The 18,273-nt window shown below is 61.9% G+C and carries 15 protein-coding genes; 3 read left to right on the forward strand and 12 right to left on the reverse strand.

All coding sequences use genetic code 11. The features are described 5' to 3' along the window. Nucleotides 1–15: 15 nt before the first annotated feature. A complete protein-coding gene (locus tag NJH59_RS08960) occupies nucleotides 16–738 on the forward strand; it encodes a Crp/Fnr family transcriptional regulator (protein WP_253086678.1) in 723 nt (240 codons plus the stop codon). An 18-nt stretch (nucleotides 739–756) separates the two neighbouring features. Here the strand turns inward: NJH59_RS08960 and NJH59_RS08965 are convergent, their stop codons facing one another. From NJH59_RS08965 to NJH59_RS08975, 3 genes are read right to left on the reverse strand one after another with little or no spacing between them, the layout of a single operon-like run. Beyond that, entirely contained in the window at nucleotides 757–5,829 is a 5,073-nt protein-coding gene (locus NJH59_RS08965; RefSeq protein ID WP_253086679.1) for an RHS repeat-associated core domain-containing protein, read from the reverse strand. Next, the gene (locus tag NJH59_RS08970) at nucleotides 5,816–7,861 is read right to left on the reverse strand and encodes a hypothetical protein (RefSeq protein WP_253086680.1); all 2,046 of its coding nucleotides are present in this window, start codon (nucleotides 7,859–7,861) and stop codon (nucleotides 5,816–5,818) included. Before NJH59_RS08970 ends, NJH59_RS08965 begins: the two co-directional genes overlap by 14 nt. A gap of 47 nt (nucleotides 7,862–7,908) precedes the next feature. Further along, nucleotides 7,909–8,397, reverse strand: a complete 489-nt coding sequence (locus NJH59_RS08975; protein WP_146095014.1) for a hypothetical protein — start codon at nucleotides 8,395–8,397, stop codon at nucleotides 7,909–7,911. A gap of 557 nt (nucleotides 8,398–8,954) precedes the next feature. On the opposite strand from NJH59_RS08975, the gene NJH59_RS08980 reads away from it, so the two are divergent. Further along, entirely contained in the window at nucleotides 8,955–9,662 is a 708-nt protein-coding gene (locus tag NJH59_RS08980) for an MgtC/SapB family protein (RefSeq protein WP_043862787.1), read from the forward strand. Nucleotides 9,663–9,668: 6 nt separating this feature from the next. Here the strand turns inward: NJH59_RS08980 and NJH59_RS08985 are convergent, their stop codons facing one another. From NJH59_RS08985 to NJH59_RS09000, 4 genes are all read right to left on the reverse strand, one after another. Continuing rightward, nucleotides 9,669–10,586 (reverse strand): pyridoxal-phosphate dependent enzyme, encoded by a 918-nt coding sequence (locus tag NJH59_RS08985; protein ID WP_253086681.1) that lies wholly within the window; start codon nucleotides 10,584–10,586, stop codon nucleotides 9,669–9,671. A gap of 52 nt (nucleotides 10,587–10,638) precedes the next feature. Further along, nucleotides 10,639–11,325 (reverse strand): PAS domain-containing protein, encoded by a 687-nt coding sequence (locus NJH59_RS08990; RefSeq protein WP_054914513.1) that lies wholly within the window; start codon nucleotides 11,323–11,325, stop codon nucleotides 10,639–10,641. Between the two features lie 95 nt (nucleotides 11,326–11,420). Then, complete coding sequence (locus tag NJH59_RS08995; RefSeq protein WP_043862785.1) at nucleotides 11,421–11,690, reverse strand: hypothetical protein; 270 nt, start codon at nucleotides 11,688–11,690, stop codon at nucleotides 11,421–11,423. A 23-nt stretch (nucleotides 11,691–11,713) separates the two neighbouring features. Beyond that, nucleotides 11,714–11,923: a hypothetical protein gene (locus NJH59_RS09000; RefSeq protein ID WP_043862784.1), complete on the reverse strand. Its 210-nt coding sequence runs from the start codon at nucleotides 11,921–11,923 to the stop codon at nucleotides 11,714–11,716. Between the two features lie 220 nt (nucleotides 11,924–12,143). On the opposite strand from NJH59_RS09000, the gene NJH59_RS09005 reads away from it, so the two are divergent. After that, nucleotides 12,144–13,055 carry a LysR substrate-binding domain-containing protein gene (locus NJH59_RS09005; RefSeq protein ID WP_043862783.1) on the forward strand — a complete coding sequence of 304 codons (912 nt, stop codon included), beginning with the start codon at nucleotides 12,144–12,146 and terminating at the stop codon, nucleotides 13,053–13,055. Between the two features lie 125 nt (nucleotides 13,056–13,180). Here NJH59_RS09005 and NJH59_RS09010 read toward each other — a convergent pair whose 3' ends face one another. From NJH59_RS09010 to NJH59_RS09030, 5 genes are all read right to left on the reverse strand, one after another. Continuing rightward, nucleotides 13,181–14,452, reverse strand: a complete 1,272-nt coding sequence (locus NJH59_RS09010) for a DUF2599 domain-containing protein (RefSeq protein WP_123752679.1) — start codon at nucleotides 14,450–14,452, stop codon at nucleotides 13,181–13,183. Between the two features lie 36 nt (nucleotides 14,453–14,488). Continuing rightward, entirely contained in the window at nucleotides 14,489–14,983 is a 495-nt protein-coding gene (locus NJH59_RS09015; protein ID WP_116054000.1) for a DUF2599 domain-containing protein, read from the reverse strand. Between the two features lie 283 nt (nucleotides 14,984–15,266). Next, nucleotides 15,267–16,307: an ABC transporter substrate-binding protein gene (locus tag NJH59_RS09020; RefSeq protein ID WP_043862780.1), complete on the reverse strand. Its 1,041-nt coding sequence runs from the start codon at nucleotides 16,305–16,307 to the stop codon at nucleotides 15,267–15,269. 133 nt (nucleotides 16,308–16,440) lie between these two features. Then, nucleotides 16,441–17,601: an acetylornithine deacetylase gene (argE, locus tag NJH59_RS09025; protein ID WP_043862779.1), complete on the reverse strand. Its 1,161-nt coding sequence runs from the start codon at nucleotides 17,599–17,601 to the stop codon at nucleotides 16,441–16,443. Beyond that, the gene (locus NJH59_RS09030) at nucleotides 17,594–18,268 is read right to left on the reverse strand and encodes a DUF1028 domain-containing protein (RefSeq protein ID WP_043862778.1); all 675 of its coding nucleotides are present in this window, start codon (nucleotides 18,266–18,268) and stop codon (nucleotides 17,594–17,596) included. The genes argE and NJH59_RS09030 overlap by 8 nt, the downstream gene beginning before the upstream one ends. Nucleotides 18,269–18,273: the final 5 nt, after the last annotated feature.

Consider the following 18,273-nt stretch of genomic DNA (forward strand, 5'->3'; position numbering starts at 1 on the left):
ATGGATGCCGGCCCCATGTCCCATGATCCAGCCAGCGGGCAGAACCATCTGCTCGCCGCCCTGCCCGACCCGGTACGCGAGCGGCTGCTGCCGCACCTTGAGCAGGTTGCCTTGCCGCTGGGCAAGGTGATCTACGAGCCGGGCGACAGGCTGACGCATGTGTACTTTCCCACCGATGCCATCGTTTCGCTGCTGTACGTCATGGAAAACGGCGCCTCGGCGGAGATCTGCGTGGTGGGCAATGAGGGGCTGGTGGGCATTGCGGTGTTCATGGGCGGCGAAAGCACCTCCAACCGTGCCGTGGTGCAAAGTGCCGGGCTTGCCTGGCGCTTGCCGGGCCAGCGGCTCAAGGACGAGTTCGACCGCCATGGCGACCTGTTGCTGCTGATGTTGCGCTACACCCAGTCGCTGATCACCCAGATGGCACAGACCGCCGTGTGCAATCGCCACCACTCGATCGATCAGCAGTTGTGCCGCTGGCTGCTGCTGTCGCTGGACCGCCTGACCGGTAACGAGCTGAACATGACCCAGGAGCTGATCGCCAACATGCTGGGCGTGCGCCGCGAAGGCGTCACCGATGCGGCCGGCAAGTTGCAGCGCCTGGGGGTGATCGAGTACAGCCGCGGGCACATCAAGGTGCTCGATCGGCCGCAGCTGGAACGACTGAGTTGTGAATGCTATGCGGTGGTGCGCAGTGAAACCCAACGCCTGTTGCCCTATTTGCCGTTACGTACCTAGTTTTCCATACCCAATACCCTACGGTACGTAACTCGTCACCGGTGCCAGGTTCTTGTAGAACCTCAATGCCTGATCATTTATTCCAAAGCAAAAGCCGAGAATCACATGGCTATCGTTATTGTTCAGGTAGCGGCCAAACTCCACCTCCGTCATTCCCTTGAGGTCGACTACCCTCACTCTTCCTCCCACTGCGCCACCATGGGTCGCCGTATCCGATAGGAAAAAATCTGAATTGATCAAGGTTGATCTGCGGATGCCATTACTGGCCCAGTTGGCTCCATCGGGTGCGCCGTGAGAGCCCGAAAAAATCAAGATCTCCCGTGGAACGGCATTCACACTCGTTCTACGGCGGAAATAATTCAGGGGCGTATTGAAGTTTTTTCCTGCAACGGGGCGGTTGCTACCGAAGATGATTTTATCCTGCCCCGTCGAAAAGCTTTTCCAGGCCCCCTTCGGTGCCGAACTCAGGGGTTGCGTGGTCACAGTCGGCAGGCTGGAAAACTTCGAAGCGCTTCTTTTCAGCAGTTGACCATTGCGCAGGCCACCCACTAGGCGATTGGCCTTCGCGGCAACTTTTGGCGCAGACGACCCAATCGACATACCTAACGAAGCCAGGCCTGTTCCGAACGATATCCAGCCCAGAATGCCCGCAGCCTTTTCGTTGCCACTGGCCTCAAGCGCCATCGACGCAGCTCCGCTACCCAGGGCAATGGCTTCCACCGCTACCGCTGCCACCGATACGGCTCCTGCAATGGATGTGGTGGCCACCGCCGCGACAGCGCCTGCCGCAGCACCTGCAGTACTCGCACCGGCACCGAGCAAAGCTGTGTACGCCGCACCTACCGCAGGCGCTGCGGTGCCGGCAGTCACGACCACTGCAATCGCCCCCATCACCAGCCCGATACCAGCCACGACCCAGTTCCACCACGCATGCCCGTCTGGGTCAACGCGGTTGACCGGGTCGCCGCTGCAATACGCATAGCGGTTCAAGCCGCCCGCACCATCGGGGCTTGCACTGTCGGGGCTGAGGAACATGAACAGGCACGGGTCGTAAGGGCGGTTGCTGCCGGGCATGTACAACAGACTGTCGGTTTCGCGCACTTCACCGGCGTAGCCCACCCGGCTTTGCGCGGTGCCGTTGTCCAGGCCATGTGCGCTGTAACCCACAAAGCAATTGCTCTCGCCGGTTTCAATCTGCACGCTGCCTTGCCCATCGCTGGCGCTGATCATAACCGTGCGTACCGCCTGGCTCAGCAGGGTCTGGGCGAACACGGTGCTGCCGGCACGCATCAAGGTCAACCAGCCCTGGTCGCTCTGCTCGTTGACCATACGCTGGCCGTCATAAAAACGGTGGCTCGTGGTGCCATTGACGCGGGTCTCGATCAGACGGCCCAGCGGGTCATACGCATAGTCGCAGGTACTGGTGCCGTCCTCCCGGCGCGTCAGGTGCCCCTGGCTGTCCCAGGACAATGCCCGCCACAGTTGTCCGTCATGCCGCTCCCTTGTCAGTTGACCAGCGGCGTCGTATTCAAGGTCGATGATCAGAGCCTGCGGCCAGCTGTGGGTGATCTGAACCGGACGATCTGCAGCCACATCGCTGTCGTAGGCGAACCTCATGTGGTTGCATTGACCATTCTCGTACTCGGTGTCGATCTGTTCATAACCGTCGAGCGCATTGAAACAGAACGTCTGGCGACGAATGCGCTGCCCGGTGCGGGGGTCGGTGACCAGATGAGGCCCTTGCGTGGTGGCTTCGACCAGGCGATTGCGCACGTCGTAGCGGTAGTGCTCTTCGCTCAACAAGGTAGCCTGCTCCGCCTCCAGCGATTCCCACGTGCGTGTCGCCACCTGATCCTGCTGGGTCCAGCTCAAGCGCTGGCGAAAGCGCTGCATACCCGAGATACCATGGCACACCCATGTCCGGGTGCACTCACGGCCCAGGAGGTCGTAGGTCAGGGTCTGCTGCTGGGACTGGCCGTGCTGGCCGTCGGTGGTGAGGGTCTGCGCCAACCGACCGAATGCGTCGTAGCCCAGTTGCAAGGCCAGCGGGCCGCAGTGCTGGCCACTGATACGCCCCACGGCATCGTAGGTGCAGTAAGTCATCTGGCCGTGTACATCGGCAAACGACAGCACGCGACCGTTCAACGAATACTGCCAGCCGCAGGTATGGGGCTGGCCTGCATGGTGCCAGTGCTCGGCACTGGTCACACCCGAGGCGGTGAAATCCCAATCTATCTGCCCCAGCCCGCCGGTGGCCCGGGTAAGGCGACCGTGGGGCGGGCTGTAGGTGAAGGTACTTTCACTGTTTTCGCTCGGCCGTGCGATGCGCTTGAGCTGATAATCCAGCTCGGGTTCATAGCCGAAGTGCGTGACACTGCCGTTGGAGCGTGTGAGTGCTTCGGGAGGAATCTGCCCCGGCACATACGCCAGGGTTTCCTGCTGCCCGCCGCAATCACGCGTCAGGGGGCGATCCAGGCCATCGAAGGCCTGCTTGAGCAGCAACGTCTCGCGGGTTGCGGTGCATAGTGAAAGGGTTGCTATGGCATCGCCATCGCTGTGGGGTGCGAAGCGCCATTTCACTCGGCTGTGGTCTTGCAGGGTACGCTGCGCGACCCGGCCGTCACGGTCGTAGACGGTGGACGTGGTGCGCTGCTCGCCATCGGGCGTCTCTATCGTATGGGCTACCGGACGCTGAAGCGCATCGAGTGTCCAGCGCTCCCGGCGCAACAACGGGCCACCCCCAGGCTCATGCAGCTCCACACGTTCGACACTGCCGCTTGCATTCAGGTACAGCGTGGTGCGAGGCCCTTGCTCCCCGGTGGCGCTCTGTTGCCAGGACACTTGGGTACGCTGGATGGGGTCGTGCTTTGTATGGTCCACCGTGCCGTCTGCATGCTGCACCCGGCATGCGGAGCCCCAGTCATCGTAGGCGGTGAGCACCGTACTGCTACAAAACGGGGTGTTCTGGGCGGCAGCCCAGTCCTGCGAGGTCTCACTGGTGACATTGCCCTGTACGTCGTAGGTCACTCGGCGCACTTCACGCAGGGGGGCACCGGGGCTGTCCAGAAACTCGAGCAGTTCGCGCACCGGGCGTCCCTGACCATCCAGCTCCACACGCAGGCGCTGGCCGTTGCTGTCGGTCTGCTCGACGTACACCGTTCGATCACGCTGCAGGCCAACCAGCTGGTAGGTACAGCGGGTGCTGGTCGCATACGGCGTGTTCGCGCTTTCTATGCGGCGTATGGTGCGGCCCAGTGCGTCGTGGTCAAAACGGGTCACGGTACCGTGTTCGTTGCGTTCTTCGATGGTCAGGCCCGTCAGCACGTGGCGCAGGGTCGATGAGCTGATTACCAGGTGGTCATGGCTGATCCGTTGCTGGGTTTCGCACAGCAACGGGCCTTCGAAGGTGCGCAGGAAATTCGTGGTGGCGGCGTAGCCGTTGTAGAGCGTGACACTGGATATCGGTAGGCCATGGAACGGGCTGTCGGCTGCCTGCTCGACACGCTGCAGGATTCTGGCCGTTTCAACTTCCCCGCTATCAATCGCTTCCCGAGCCACTTCGCTGTCCAGCACCAGGTGCTGTCGATCCTCTGCCTGGCGCTTGTGCAGCCTGACGTAGGCATAGTCGGTGTGCGCCACATGACCCGCTGACCGTGCATCGGGTGCCGGGGCAGTAGTGGTGAAGCGCTTGAGCCAGCGCACGAACCTTCCCCCGTCATCCGGGCAGCCCTGCGCGCCACCCAGCGGATAGTATTCGCGGCTTTCGCTGCGCCCATCGGCGAATCGCTGGTTCAGTACATTGCCATAGGCATCGTATTCGCACGTGTCGCGTTCCTCCCTGAACCGGTTGCCGGTTTCATAGCGGGTAATGCGGGCAATCGGCAGCTGACACCAGGCCGGCTGGTCGTCCCAACCCACTGCAGGGTCGTCTGCGTACACGCTCTGCTGGCAAACCCTGCACTCGCCGCGCACGGTCAACTTCTGCGTCTGCAGGTGATAGTGATTCCAGGTGTATTCGACACTTTGCACCTTGCGCCCCTGTTCGTCGTGCAGGGTTTGCAGGCATCCATAGTCATAACGTGGCAGAAGATAGAGGTTGTCCTTGCCGTCTGCCCATTCACCTGCCGAGACACCCCCGTAGCCAAAGCAGTTGTTGGAGCCGATCAGGGCGTAGGTGGTGTAGGCCACCGGCTGGGCCGCACCGGGGTCGTGCCGATGCGTGGACACCCTGGGCAAAGCGGTCAGCGGCGCGCCCTGTGGCAGCCGAAGCCCATTGTTCCCCGTGGCGTAATCGACTTCGTCCGTGCTGCCCAGCGGCCCCAGCACCTTGCTCGGGAACAGCAATCGGCTTTGCGGATCCTGCCAATAGGTGAAGGCCCAGCGGTTGCCGCCATCAGGCAGGATCAGCTCATTGAGCCGGTCACTTCGCAGCAGCGTGACGACTGTGGTGCTGTCAGAACCCGGAAACATCACGAAGCGGGTTTCATCCCTATCATGCTGGACGTCCAGCAACAGACGCTGCTCGTCGCGGATGGTCCACAGCAGGTAGGGGCCACTGCCTGCAAGCCATTCAAGGTACGCGCGGCGCCCCTGGGCAGAAACGATCTGCTTGAGCATGGCCATGCCGCTGTTGTCCTGGACCTCGAGGTACTCGCAGACGCCATCCTTGTAGTCGATGCGAAAGCAGCGAGCCCTGTCGTCAACGGTGAACACCTTGAACGAACACAGCTTCTGGTCTTCGAACACCAGTTGCCCGCCCTTGCTCAAATCCGAACGGTCGCTATCGAACTTGAACGTGTCGCCCGAATTGATCCGTAGCTGACCGGTATTGAAATCAAGCATGGACAACCCGAGCGTCCAGCCGAGGCCATACCCGCTGTCGGTGTGCGAGCCCAGTGGGCTGAAATGCAGCGCAGGTTGAATGACCGGCCCGGCAAGGTGGTTGGCGTGCAGTGCCGGCAGCTCGCAAGCCAGCGTGAACTGGCTGGTTCTGGGGTCCACGCCGGTGCTTACATGGCTCAGAAAATTACTCGCCTGGGTGTAGAGCGCGCCGGCGCGCAGGCGCCGGGTAACGTCGTCAGGCCTCGTCATCCGTGGCGCTCCGGCTTTCGGCACCCGTTGCCAGCGACAGCCGCAGGCTGCGTGAGCCGGACGCAGAGGTATCGGCGTAATGGATCATCAAGGTGTGGTCGTTGCCATACGCGTCAACGAACAACAGCGGGCGCGGGCCACCTTGCTCTCGGGAGGACTGGCTATGAAACGGTATGTTGTTGCCCCCCTGAAGTACCACAACGACGCTCTGCGGGCGTATCCTTGACACGCTGGGCGCTGGCCTGAAGTCGTCGCCCAGCTCGATCAGAGGGTTGTAGGACACCTCGCTGTGGCCCGGGGCGGCGTAGCCGACGTGGGAGGCCCGGGTGTCACTGGGCGAACGCACGGCCCACTGGATCATCCCGAAACCCGTAGGTTCCACGGCACGCAAGGCCACCCAGGTGCTCAGCACATATTCCCAGATGAAAAGATCGGAATTTCCCTCACCGCCTATCAGTTCCCGCTCAAAGCTGTAGTCGTCAAGGCCGAACACAGGGATGGGCTTTGTGCTGATATCGACGTGCTCGTCGAAACTGGTTTCGCTGCCGTCCGTGACGTAGAAGTACTCTTCAGCGCCCTGTATGCGGGTGATGCCCGCCCAAAGGGTGACATTGGTGCCCGCAAGGGCACGGGAATGCACGTAGAACCGGCGGGTGTAGACGGCAAGTGCTTCGCCCTCTGAAACTGCATGCGCGCTGGCCTGTGCTGACGTGGCTGGGTAGTAGTCGTAGGCGTTGCGTACCGTCCTGTAGAACCATTGGGCTTGCCCGTTATCCTCGCACTGCAGCGCAGTGTAGGTACCGTCATCGTTGCGTAGCAGCAGGCACACGCTGTCGAGCTCTTGCTGGGAGACGTCCTGATTGGTGCGTGGCTGTATTTCCACTACAACTTCCACCTGCTGGCGCAGATTCGGGTAAAGGTGTCCCGTTGGCGAGCCTAGTCTCATACGTATCTGCGACAGCCAACTCCCCAATGGTGGCGCAGCTCGCGAAGATGCAAGCGCCTCGAATGATCGGGGAGGCACCCCTTCAACGGTCAAGGTATACCCCCACGGTGCCTGGTTGCTTGCATTCGGGTCTTCGGAATGCAGGTGCACCGACAGATCGAAGCGGTTGCCATAGACATCCATGCCGTAGGTGTAGCTTTGCTGGAGTCTCTTCAGAACGACGTTGAAGTAGGCGATCATGCCCACCGCAATACAGATTGCGTCACGCGGTGATCTCAGGGGGCTGAGAAGGTCGTAGTAGGCCATCATCATTTCGGTTGAGCCCACGATCGTGGGGGTCGATGCCGTGCTGTTGGGGGCTCCGATGCAGGTTGCCTTGTTCAAGTGGAGCGACGATCCATAGGCGGGTTGTTGCATGCTGTGGATCTTCACGACATTGGCGGTTCGTGGGTTCTGCAATGTAACGTAGGTATTTTCGACACGTGCCGCACGCCCTCCGGCCTCTGAGGAGGCGCCCTGGAACACCACCACAGGCCTGGATACGACCAACCCGTGCCCTACCCTGTATTGCGTTGGTTCTACAGCCTCTATCTGAACGCTGCTATTGAAACGCCCTCCTTCGCCTTGGCCACCATACGGGACATCAAGATTGTTGGTCGTCCAGACTCTGCTTTGCACTCTGATCCTGGCTGCAAACTTGAACACCGTGTGCGCATCAACACTGGGGTCCAAATGCAGGTAGCGTACAAAGGTCTGATAGTCATTGCTGTCAGTATGTTTTTTTTTTGAAGTCTTGCCACTTCTGACGGTGCCTTCATCATAAGGCAGTATCCCGGTTTCGGGCGGCTGCGTCCCAGAAACCCACCCCCCGGGCGCGGTGGTATACGGAATTATCTCGAGGCCGCCAACTGGTAACAGTACCACTTCGCCATACGAGTTACGGGCTTGTAAGGTTATGATCACTTTTGATTTTTGACGACCATTCGCGAACAGATGTGCTTTGGCATTCTGTTGTCCTCTGAACGCATCTGCCTCGATCAGAAAATAACTCAAGGTTGCAACTGCAGTGTCTGTAACGTGGGCCATGATGTCGCTTCCTGCGGTTGAGTGGAACGGGTTGCCGGGAGTGTGCTTTATCCATCGGCTGATACATAGACGCAGGACACCTTGCCCTCCAGCTTCCCATCCTTGAAGCCCTCGGAGATGATGCCCCGGGTTACCTCCTGGCCAATAGCGACATAATGGGCCTTTGAAACACTTATTTTTGCAGTCATCTGACCATAGATCGGATTGACGATTTTATAGTGCGAATAGGACTCATCCGAATTGCAGTGCCCGGCATTGTAAATGCCGAACCTTACGCCATCCCGAGGGTTTTCAACGGCGAAGTTATACATCTCGTCATTGTCGCAATCATTGTTGGCAAAGCGATGCATGCCGACGGTCATCTGGATAGTGCATCCCCCGCTGTTTTTCTTGTACAAATGCAACACTGAAATACCCTGTGGTGCAGGAGGAGGCGTTGTGGACTTATTCATGAAAAGGATGATGACCAGCGAGAGCACAATCATTATCACGAAAAGCGTGAAAGCAATAAGGGTGCGCGAAAAATGGAGGTTCATGAGGATGCCCTTTATCTGGCAGCGTGGCATTCAGAGTGTAAGATCACTGCCCTCCCGGTCAAGTTGCTAGTTAAACAAGTTCATGCTGAGCACCTGTGTTTTCAGACTGGTAATATTGCCAGTTGCAAGGCATGAAACGTGTATGGCAACACTGGGCACATCGAGTGAAAGTTACGCGTGCTGAACCCTCTGCCCAGGCTGGCACACTCATTCACTTGCAACAAAAGCCTTGACCGGCTCGCACCATGGCGTTACGTTCTCGCCCGCATTTTTGCAAGCCTGCACAGGAGTCCTGCATTGGACAGTTGCCCTAGTCGATTGCGACAGGTACAGCCGGCGAGCTAGTCCAGCAGACCCTTCTGCCACTGCTCGCCGAACACGGTGGTCAGTGGCGATCCGCATCCCTGGCGGGATGACGCATCTTCATTTCCCCTCCCCGCTTGACGCCCCTCATCGTGACGAGGTGTGTCGGCTGCTCGTACCCGTTGCCATCCCCGAAATCTTTACGCGCACAAGTGCGCTGACGCCGGCTGTCTGCCGGTGCCTTGAGGTGGTTCATGGATTGGAAAGTATTCTTGCTGCGCGTGGCTGTCGCGCTGGTACTGGGGGCGCTGATCGGCGCTGAACGTCAACTGCGTCAGCGCCTCACCGGGCTGCGCACCAATGCGCTGGTGAGCACCGGCGCCTGCCTGTTCGTGCTGGTGACCCAGGCCGTACCGGGCATGCTCCCGGCCGACGCTTCGCGGGTGGCGGCCTATGTGGTGTCGGGCATCGGTTTTCTGGGCGGCGGCGTAATCATGCGCGACGGCATGAACGTGCGCGGCCTGAACACCGCTGCCACGCTGTGGTGTACCGCCGCCGTCGGTGTGCTGTGCAGCCTGGGGTTACTGCTTGAGGCGAGCCTGGGCAGCCTGATGGTTCTATGCGCCAACATCCTGCTGCGTGACATCGCCCAGCGGCTGAACCAGCAGGATGTGTTACCGGCCAGCGAGGCCGAGCAGCGTTACGAGGTGCGCATCGTATGCCGCGCCGAAGACGAGATCCAGGTACGCAGCCTGATGCTGCACAGCTTTGGTAGCAGCGGCCTGCGCCTGCAATCACTGCACAGTGAAGACCTGCCCAACCCGGCCAAGCTGGAGGTGCGGGCCGAGTTGATGGGCGACCCGCAGGCGCCCTCGCAGCTCGAGCACCTGGCCAGCCGGGTGAGCCTTGAGAAAGGCGTCAGTTCGGTACGCTGGCAGGTATTCGAGCTGGCGTCGGACTGACCCGCTTCAGCAACTGGCGCGCCACTCGCGGATCTGTTCGTGGGTGGCCGTCACCCCGCCGCACACCACCACCAGCACCGACTGATATGCCTTGAATGCCTCACTCGGTGCATAGGCCAGCGCCAGCGCTGCACCACAGGCCGGCTCCACCAGGATACGGTGGTCGAGCAGAAAACGTTCGCAGGCATCCAGCGCCTGAGCGTCAGTCACCACATGGCTGTGAATCGGCCGTTGCTGGCTGAGTTCGAAGGCCTGCTGGCATACCTGCTTGGCCCCCAGCGAGGTCGCCACGCTGGTCACTGCGGGCAGGGCCGTCGGGGCCTTGCTGGCCATCGCGGCAGCCAGCGAGGCGGCGCCGTCGGTCTCCACGGCAAATACCGGCACGTCAGCCCAGTCGTTACGTGCCAACCCCTCGCACACCCCGGCCAACAGGCCGCCCCCGCCCACCGAGAGCACGATCGCATCGGGCTTGAACCCACTGATGACCACCTCGTCGATCAGGCTGGCATGGCCTTGCCATAGCAGCGGATCGTCGAAGGGGTGGATGAAGGCCGCGTCGTCGGTGAGCAGCGATTGCGCATAGGCATTGGCCTCGTGCCAGGCGCTGCCGTGCACGATGACCTCGGCGTCCTCCTGGCGAATCAGCTGCCTGGCGCGCTCGGTGGTGGTTTGCGGCACCACCACGGTCACCGGCAGGCCCAGGCAGCGGCCCGCATAGGCCACCGCAATACCGGCGTTGCCCCCCGAAGAGGACACGAAGCGGCGCTTGCCTTGCCTGGCATAGGCCTGGCAAGCCAGGCCCACGCCACGCAGCTTGAACGAGCCACAGGGCTGCAGGGCGTCGAGCTTGAGCCACACGTCCTGGCCGCTGGCCAGGCTGAGCGGGCGCGAAGGCACCAAAGGGGTTTCGAGATGCAGGGACATACCAGGCTCCAGGTCAGGCCAGTTCGACGATCGGTTGAATTTCAACGCTTGCTCAGCGGTTGCGGATTTCATCGAGGTAGTTGTAGATGGTGTAGCGTGTCACCCCGAGTGCGGCGGCAGCTTTCTCGACGGCGCCCTTGACGATGAACAGTCCGCCATCGTGCATCTGGCGCACCGCCTCGAGCTTCTGCGCCTTGGCGATACGCCGGCCCTGGCTGCGTGCGTCGTGCAGGGCCGCATCAATGATCTGCGCCATCAACTGCTCGAGGTCGGGTTGGTTCTCGGTGGGCTCGCCGGGGGCTGCCCCGGTGCCGGGCAGCAGCTGTTCAAGGCACGCCTGGGCGGCGGCGATGCCACTGAAGTCGGTGTTCACGCACAGGCTGGCATAGGGCTCGCCCAAGGCGTCGCGGAACACCGCAGTGGCACTGCGCAGGGTCTTGCCGTCGCGGCCCAGGCTCGGGTAGTTGCCCACCACCACCGGGGTATGGCTGCCCTTGTCGCGCAGGGCCTGCAGCACCGCATTGAACCCCTGGTCTTCACGAGGCCCGGCCAGTACCGGGCTGCCGATCTGACGCCCACTGACATGCCCGTTGGCAATGGCAATCACCGAATGTTCCGGCCGGGTCAGGTCGTGCAGGACCACCTCGGTGGTGCGTCCCAGCACAGTGCCAAGCATCTGCACCGTTGCGTGCAGTACGCCCAGCACCAGCTGGCGTTCAGGGGTTGTATCGAGGGCCATCGAGCGCACCACAAGAAAAAACGAACCGAGAAAATATCAACATAAAGTTTAATTTTCAACGGTTCGTTAAAATCATCGCAGCACAAAATCGCGTGCTAGCCACCATCGGTATCGATATCGGCATCAGTGCGCGGCTTGCGCTCACGTTGTGGCTTGAAGTCAGGGCTGTAGGGGTTTTCCTTGTGAGGTTCGGGTGTATTGCTCTGCTCCTGCCCTCCTTCGTCCGGGCGTCCGGCATCCTGCAACGGCACCTCCACATCGCGTTCAGGCAGGCTCTTGCCATCGTCCGGGCGTTTCCAGGTTTGCGGCAGCGGTTGTGGCTGGTCTTCAGCAACGGGCTCGCGGTTGCGCGGGTCATGAATCATGCTTGGCGTCCTCCAGTACAGGTTCAGCGTCGTTCATCCGACAGTGGCGTCGGCTCGTCAGGTTCGGGCACTGACGGGTTGGTGTCGGGAATGCCCTCGACGTCGTTAGGGTGTTCGCGGCGATCGTCGTCGCCACGCACGTTCGGGTCAGTCACCGGGTCGTGTTCGCGTCGCGGGTCGTTGAGCGGGTCCTTCCACAGGGGGTCATCCTGCGGGCGTGGATCGATAGCCATGGCGGTCACCTCAGGTCGTGGTCCGACAAATGCGGGCCCTGCAGTTTTTCGAGGCCCCTGGACGTGGTAGGTGCCAGCCAGCCGATCAATGGTCAGGGGCCGCGTACTCGCCAGCGAAGGAAAAATATGCTCTGTGCCCCGCAAAATCCGCTGCAACCTGCGGGGCACGCAAGGCCAGCACGCGGTAAGGTAGGCAAAAACTACAACCTGAGGTGTTTGCGTGGCGTCCTATACCCTGCGTCAGCTTAGATATTTCGTCACCACGGTCGAATGCGGCAGCGTGGCCGAAGCCTCGCGCAAGCTGTACATCGCACAGCCATCGATATCCACGGCCATCAAGGGGCTCGAAGACGGGTTCGGCGTACAGTTGCTGATTCGGCATCATGCCCAGGGGGTTTCACTGACCCCGGGCGGTGCGCGGTTCTACCGCAAGGCTCAGGAACTGCTGCGCATGGCCCATGAGTTCGAGCAGAACGCCCTGGCGGACAACGACGTGGTGAGTGGGCAGATCGACATCGGCTGTTTCGAAACCGTCGCCCCACTCTATCTGCCGCGGCTGATCGCCGGGTTTCGCCAACGCTTTCCGGGCGTGGAAATTCGCCTGCGCGATGGCGAGCAGCAAGAGCTGGTACAGGGGCTGACGGCCGGCCGCTTCGACCTGGCGATCTTCTACCAGCATGACCTGGACAGCACCATCGAAACCGAGCCGCTGACCGCGCCGCAAAGGCCCTACGCCCTGCTGCCTGCCGGCCATCGCTTCGCCGGTCAGGCCCAGGTCTCGCTGCGCGACCTGGTACTTGAGCCGATGATCCTGCTGGATGTGCAACCCAGCCGTACCTATTTCGTGAGCATTTTCGAGGAACTGGGCCTGAACCCGAACATCGTGTTCGGCTCGCCCTCTATCGAGATGGTGCGCGGCATGGTCGGCCAGGGTTTCGGTTTCGCACTGCTGGTGACGCGGCCACGTTCCACCATCAGCTATGACGGCCAGCCACTGGTGTGCGTGGATATCGCCGAAGACGTGACCGGTTCGGCACTGGTGGCCGCCTGGCTCAAACGTGCGCAGCTGACCAAGCCTGCGCAGTTGTTCGTGGATTACTGCAAGGAGCAGTTCAGGCTGTGGCTGGCGTGAAAGCGGGCCGATCACTGCACGCTGTAACTGCGTCTGCCTGCCAAGTGCTTAGTTTCAGCAGGTATCAATAAAGCGACAACTCACGACCTGTGCTCGGCCGCAATAAAGTGCGGGCCTGCAACAACCTAGGGGTTGCAGTTGGCCTTGACCGCCGCCTCGTGGGACACATAAGGGCGATGCGGCTCGATGAACCAGGATGCTTTGGTTCGGTACGTGGTCAGCAGGCAGACGAACTGGCGACGCATGCTGTTGGTGTTGCTCCACTGCCGGTCACTGCCGGCCTTGTTCAGCAGCTCCTGGAACGCCAGGTCGGTCTGGTCTGCGGCGATAGTGCGGGTACAGGCGGAAGGCTTGATTTCCAGGCTCCACTGGTTGCCATTGATCGCGCCCCATTTCACCGAGTCTATGTAGCGCGGGCAGCGGCCTGGCACCGGTTTCGGAGGCACGACCCCGGTCGAACCTGTTTCGGCTTGATCGGCAACGATAAAGTCGAAGCGAAAGTGATCATTGATGTTGGCAGGTGGCGTCAGCCGCACAATGGGCACGATGATGCCGGTGTCGGCCCGAAACTCCTTCTGGTTGAGCCTGGCAGCGGCCAGCCCGTTCGGTACCCCTGCCGGCCAGTGGGCAGGCACACCCACTGGCATATAGAAGAATGCCTGGATGGGCAGGGTTCTGGCACGACCCGCCGGCCATGTCGTAACAACAAGTTCGTTCTGCTCGCTGAACCCTTCTGCGGCCAGTATGTTTTTCATCTGCAGCATGAGCATGAAGTAACCGGCACTGTTGGCAACGCCCCTGCGCATGTCGAAGCCGCATTGATTCAGCGGGCGGTACTTGGCGGGCTGGTACCAGATCCCGAGCCATTGTTGAGGCGTGGTGACGCCCTGGCTCTGGCATGGCCGACTATGTGGGTAAACAACTCCCTCGTAGACCATGGTGCCGCAGGGTGTGTTCCTGAACCAGTTCCAGCCATCCATGCTGTAGGCGCACTGCACCATCAGCAGGTCCTTGCCCGCTGGCCTGCGGTCCTGGGGATACATGATCAGACCGTCGTTGAAGCCCCACGCCACTGACCTGAACCTTGCGTCGTAACGTATGTAGGAGAACGAGGTTCCGCCACTTCTCGCCGAGGTCGGGCTAGGGTCCCAGATGCGAAATGCCCCGGGGTTCTGCGGCCGCTGGGTGACGCGCATCAGGACACCGCTGCATAGAAACGGCGGTTTGCCTGAATCACCGCAATGCGAGTTGCCTGCGCTGTAGTTGTACCTGAGGTCGGCTACGGTGGCGTTGCCGTCCTCCAGCGAGCTGCGTGGTGAGCCAGGCGCCCACTGTGCCAACCCCGGCGCACTGGCTGCGACGCACCCCAGAAACATCAAAACCTTTAACCTGTTCATGGTCCACTCCTTGTGCTGCAGTGCTGAAACTGCCTGTCAACGTGGCGTCGGATTGCAACCGGCAGCCACCGATACGCGATGAGACACATCGGGTCGAAAAGGCTCCAGGTTCCAGGTTTTCTTGTAGCGGGCGGTGGCCAGGTGGCACACCAACTGACGACGCATGCCGCCCCCGTTGTCGAGGCGCCAGCGCCAGTCACTGCCGTAGCGCTTGTACAGCTCCGTGTAGGCGGCGTTGGTTTCGTCCTGGCGGATGCGTCGTCCGCAATAGGTAGGCGTGAGCTCCAGGGTCCAGGCGTTCTTGCGGATGCCTGGGTCGTAGCGGTAGCTCCACTGCCCCGACTCGAAGTAGCGCGTGCAACGTGCGCGCGCAGCGGCTTCGCCAGGCGAAGCGTCGACGGAGGAAAGCTCGCTGCTCGACGCCTGGGTGCCTGGCGCATGAGGCGTCGACTGCTGGCTCGGATGGATGCAGCCAGTCAGCAATACTGCTGCCAGCAAACAACAAGCTCTGGTGGCAAGAGGGATAGGCATCACCGGCTCCTTTGGCAGGATTGCCCATGTCGATCACACTTCAGGGGTTGCCATTGGCTGCCATTGCGGGCTGGTGACGCGCATACGGGCGGCGCGTCTCGATGTTCCAGGGGGGCTTGTACGGTACGGACAGGCCGGGCCAGCGTATGTCGCAAGGTGTTCATGTCGCTCTCCCACTGTCTGCCCAACGGCAAGGCAAACAGTAACGGTGAGCAACACCAGCCCGCTACTGACAGAAGTATCAGTAGCGGGGGCTAAGGCCAGGGTGGGATATTGGCTCGAATCAGCGCGCCGCCCAGGCATTGAAGCGTTGTTCCAGCTCCTCGCCATGGTCAACCCAGAACGCCGCATCCACTGCTCGCGCCTGGGCCAGGTTGGCTTCGGCAGTGGGCAACTGCTTCTGTACTTCGGCTGGCAGCAAACCCAGGGTCTGCTTGTTTACCGGGCCATACGGAATGTTTTCCGAGAACACCTTCTGCGCCTGTGGCTGGCTGGCGAACGCAATGAAATCCTCGGCCAGTTTCTTGTTCGGCGTACCCTTCACCACCGCCCAGTATTCAGGGTCGAACAGGCTCTGCGGCCACACGATGCTCAGCTTCATGCCCTCCTTCTGCGCAGCCGCGATGCGCCCGTTGTACGCCGCGCTCATCACCACATCGCCGGCAATCAACCACTGCGCAGGTTGCGCCCCGGCTTCCCACCACTGGATGTTGGACTTGATCTGGTCCAGCTTGGCGAACGCGCGGCTCACCCCTTCAGGGGTGCCGAGCACCTTGTACAACTCATCGGGCTTGACGCCGTCGGCGAGCAAGGCGATCTCCAGGGTGTACTTGGCGCCCTTGCGCAGGCCGCGCTTGCCGGGGAAGTCCTTCACGTTCCAGAAGTCCGCCCATGAGGTCGGCCCCTTGGCCAGCTTGGCATGGTCGTAGGCCATCACCATCGACCATACATAGGTGGCCACGCCGCACTCGGTGAAGGTGCCGGGCACAAAATTGGCCTGGTCACCGAAACGTTGCGGGTCGAGTTTCTCGAACAGGCCTTCATCACAGCCGCGCAACAGCTCGGGGCTTTCGACCTCGACCACATCCCAGCTGGTGTGGCCGACGTCGACCATGGCCTTGATTTTCGACAGCTCGCCGTTGTACTCGCCTGCCACCACGGTGCCCGCACCGCTGGCATTGAATGGCTGGAAGTAGGCCTTTTCCTGTGCCTGCTTGGTGGCGCCGCCAAACGAGATGACGGTCAGGTTCTGCGGGGCGGCAAACACGGCACTGCTCAACAGGGCCAGGGCAAACGGAACGCTGCAACGCAAGGATCGGGTCATGGCTCACTTCCTCGACTAGGCCGGCACGCTCGTGCGCGCCGGCGGGGTTTTGTTAGGCGACCGCGGGTACGGTCGTCCTGCTCTACGGCAGTAAAAGGTGCAACGTTGGCCGGCTCGTATGCCGATCTGTGTGTTATGTCTCGCTCAAAAACGCCGCCAGACGCTCCATCAACCGGTCACAACCAGCCAGCTGTTCGACGCTGACGTATTCGTCCGGCTTGTGTCCCTGGTCCATGCTGCCCGGCCCGCAGACCACCGCCGGTATCCCGGCCTGGTCGAACAGCCCGCCTTCGGTGCCAAAGGCCACCGTACTGAAGGCATCGCTGCCGCACAGCCGGGCAATCAGCTGCGCCGCCGCGCTGTCCGGTGGCGTGGCAAGCCCCGGGTAGCTCGACAGTGCTTCGAAACGAATGCCGCTGTCGGCATTCACCGCCTGCATCGCCGGCACTACTTCGCGCGCGGCAAACGCCTGCAATTCATCGGCCACCGCTTGCGGGGCGAACGCCGGCAGCGCCCGCACCTCGAAATCGAAACGGCAATCGGCCGGCACGATGTTCAGCGCCGTGCCGCCCTGGATCGTGCCCACCTGCACGGTCGAAAATGCCGGGTCAAATCGTTCGTCGTGAAGCTCCGGCGCCGCCAGGCGCGTACCGATTGCCCCCAGCTGGCCGATCAGCCGCGCCGCCTGCTCGATGGCGTTGACGCCATAGGGCGCGTAGGCCGAATGACAGGCCGCGCCGTGCACATGGCAGCGCATGGCCAGCTTGCCCTTGTGCCCGAGCACCGGCTTGAGTTCGGTGGGTTCGCCGATCAGGCACAGCGCCGGCATCGGGATACGCCGTGGCAACACCTCGAGCAGGCTGCGTACCCCCAGGCAACCCACCTCTTCGTCATACGAAAACGCCAGGTGTACCGGGCGGCGCAACGGGCTTGCCAGAAACAGCGGCACCGCCGCCAGCACCGAGGCCAGGTAGCCTTTCATGTCGGCAGTGCCCCGGCCGTACAGCTTGCCGTCCTGCTCGCTCAGGTCGAACGGCGGCACCGTCCAGGCCTGGCCGTCCACCGGCACCACATCGGTGTGTCCGGACAGCACCACGCCGCCCTCCACCCCCGGGCCGATGCTGGCCAGCAGGTTGGCCTTGGTGCGTTCGGCGTTGTAGATCAGCTCGCAGTCCACCCCCAGATCGTCCAGGTAATCGCGCACGAACTCGATCAGCGCCAGGTTCGAATCCCGGCTCACCGTGGCGAAGCCGACCAGCTGCGCCAGCAGGGTGCGGCTGCGCCATTCACTCATCGCCGGGCACTCCGTAGCTTGGCGCCTGCGTCGGGTCCAGGGCGCGGGTCAGGTAGTCCTGCAACTGGGGTTCATAGGCGGTCCACAGTTTGTGCAGTTCGCCGATGGGATTCTCGTCGGCCCAGTCCACCCGTAGGTCGACGATCGGCCAGGTCAGGTCGCCGACCACCGACAGTGCCGCCGAGTGCACCGCCCCGGCCTCGCCGCCTGCGGCCTGCCCCGCCTGCAATGCCGTGAGCAACCGGGCGGCCAGGCAGCCCTCGCTGCGCTCGAAGGCCTCGACCATGCGTTCGATCACCGCGCTGCTGGCCAGCAGGTTGCCGGCGGCCACGCATTGATCGCCTGCCACTGCATTGTGGGTGCCCAGTGCGTGGCTGCCACTGAAGAGTGCGGTGCGCCCCTGGGCATCCACCACCGCTACCTGACGGTACTGGCCATAGCCATTGCTCGACAGTGCCTGGTCCAGGGCCGTGGCAGGTGCCAGCCCGTCGGCCAGGCCATCGAGAATCTGCGGGCCCAGCGCCGGCAACGTGATGTTCTGGCTCGACACCGCGCCCACGCCGGCACGCAGCCAGGGGCAACGCGCCCCCACGGCGATGCTCGACGAGCTGATGGCGATACCCAGCTGGCCGGTTTCGGCGCAGCGTCCGACGATAGAAAAAGTCATGTGCC

The organism is Pseudomonas sp. VE 267-6A (genome assembly GCF_024126555.1).
Taxonomy (GTDB): domain Bacteria; phylum Pseudomonadota; class Gammaproteobacteria; order Pseudomonadales; family Pseudomonadaceae; genus Aquipseudomonas; species Aquipseudomonas palmensis.

What these genes read in the sequence shown, in the direction of transcription:
- NJH59_RS08960 (WP_253086678.1), top strand. Translation starts at nt 16, where the DNA reads ATGTCCCATGATCCAGCCAGCGGGCAGAACCATCTGCTCGCCGCCCTG.
- NJH59_RS08965 (WP_253086679.1), bottom strand. Translation starts at nt 5,829, where the DNA reads ATGACGAGGCCTGACGACGTTACCCGGCGCCTGCGCGCCGGCGCGCTC.
- NJH59_RS08970 (WP_253086680.1), bottom strand. Translation starts at nt 7,861, where the DNA reads ATGGCCCACGTTACAGACACTGCAGTTGCAACCTTGAGTTATTTTCTG.
- NJH59_RS08975 (WP_146095014.1), bottom strand. Translation starts at nt 8,397, where the DNA reads ATGAACCTCCATTTTTCGCGCACCCTTATTGCTTTCACGCTTTTCGTG.
- NJH59_RS08980 (WP_043862787.1), top strand. Translation starts at nt 8,955, where the DNA reads ATGGATTGGAAAGTATTCTTGCTGCGCGTGGCTGTCGCGCTGGTACTG.
- NJH59_RS08985 (WP_253086681.1), bottom strand. Translation starts at nt 10,586, where the DNA reads ATGTCCCTGCATCTCGAAACCCCTTTGGTGCCTTCGCGCCCGCTCAGC.
- NJH59_RS08990 (WP_054914513.1), bottom strand. Translation starts at nt 11,325, where the DNA reads ATGGCCCTCGATACAACCCCTGAACGCCAGCTGGTGCTGGGCGTACTG.
- NJH59_RS08995 (WP_043862785.1), bottom strand. Translation starts at nt 11,690, where the DNA reads ATGATTCATGACCCGCGCAACCGCGAGCCCGTTGCTGAAGACCAGCCA.
- NJH59_RS09000 (WP_043862784.1), bottom strand. Translation starts at nt 11,923, where the DNA reads ATGGCTATCGATCCACGCCCGCAGGATGACCCCCTGTGGAAGGACCCG.
- NJH59_RS09010 (WP_123752679.1), bottom strand. Translation starts at nt 14,452, where the DNA reads ATGAACAGGTTAAAGGTTTTGATGTTTCTGGGGTGCGTCGCAGCCAGT.
- NJH59_RS09015 (WP_116054000.1), bottom strand. Translation starts at nt 14,983, where the DNA reads ATGCCTATCCCTCTTGCCACCAGAGCTTGTTGTTTGCTGGCAGCAGTA.
- NJH59_RS09020 (WP_043862780.1), bottom strand. Translation starts at nt 16,307, where the DNA reads ATGACCCGATCCTTGCGTTGCAGCGTTCCGTTTGCCCTGGCCCTGTTG.
- argE (WP_043862779.1), bottom strand. Translation starts at nt 17,601, where the DNA reads ATGAGTGAATGGCGCAGCCGCACCCTGCTGGCGCAGCTGGTCGGCTTC.
- NJH59_RS09030 (WP_043862778.1), bottom strand. Translation starts at nt 18,268, where the DNA reads ATGACTTTTTCTATCGTCGGACGCTGCGCCGAAACCGGCCAGCTGGGT.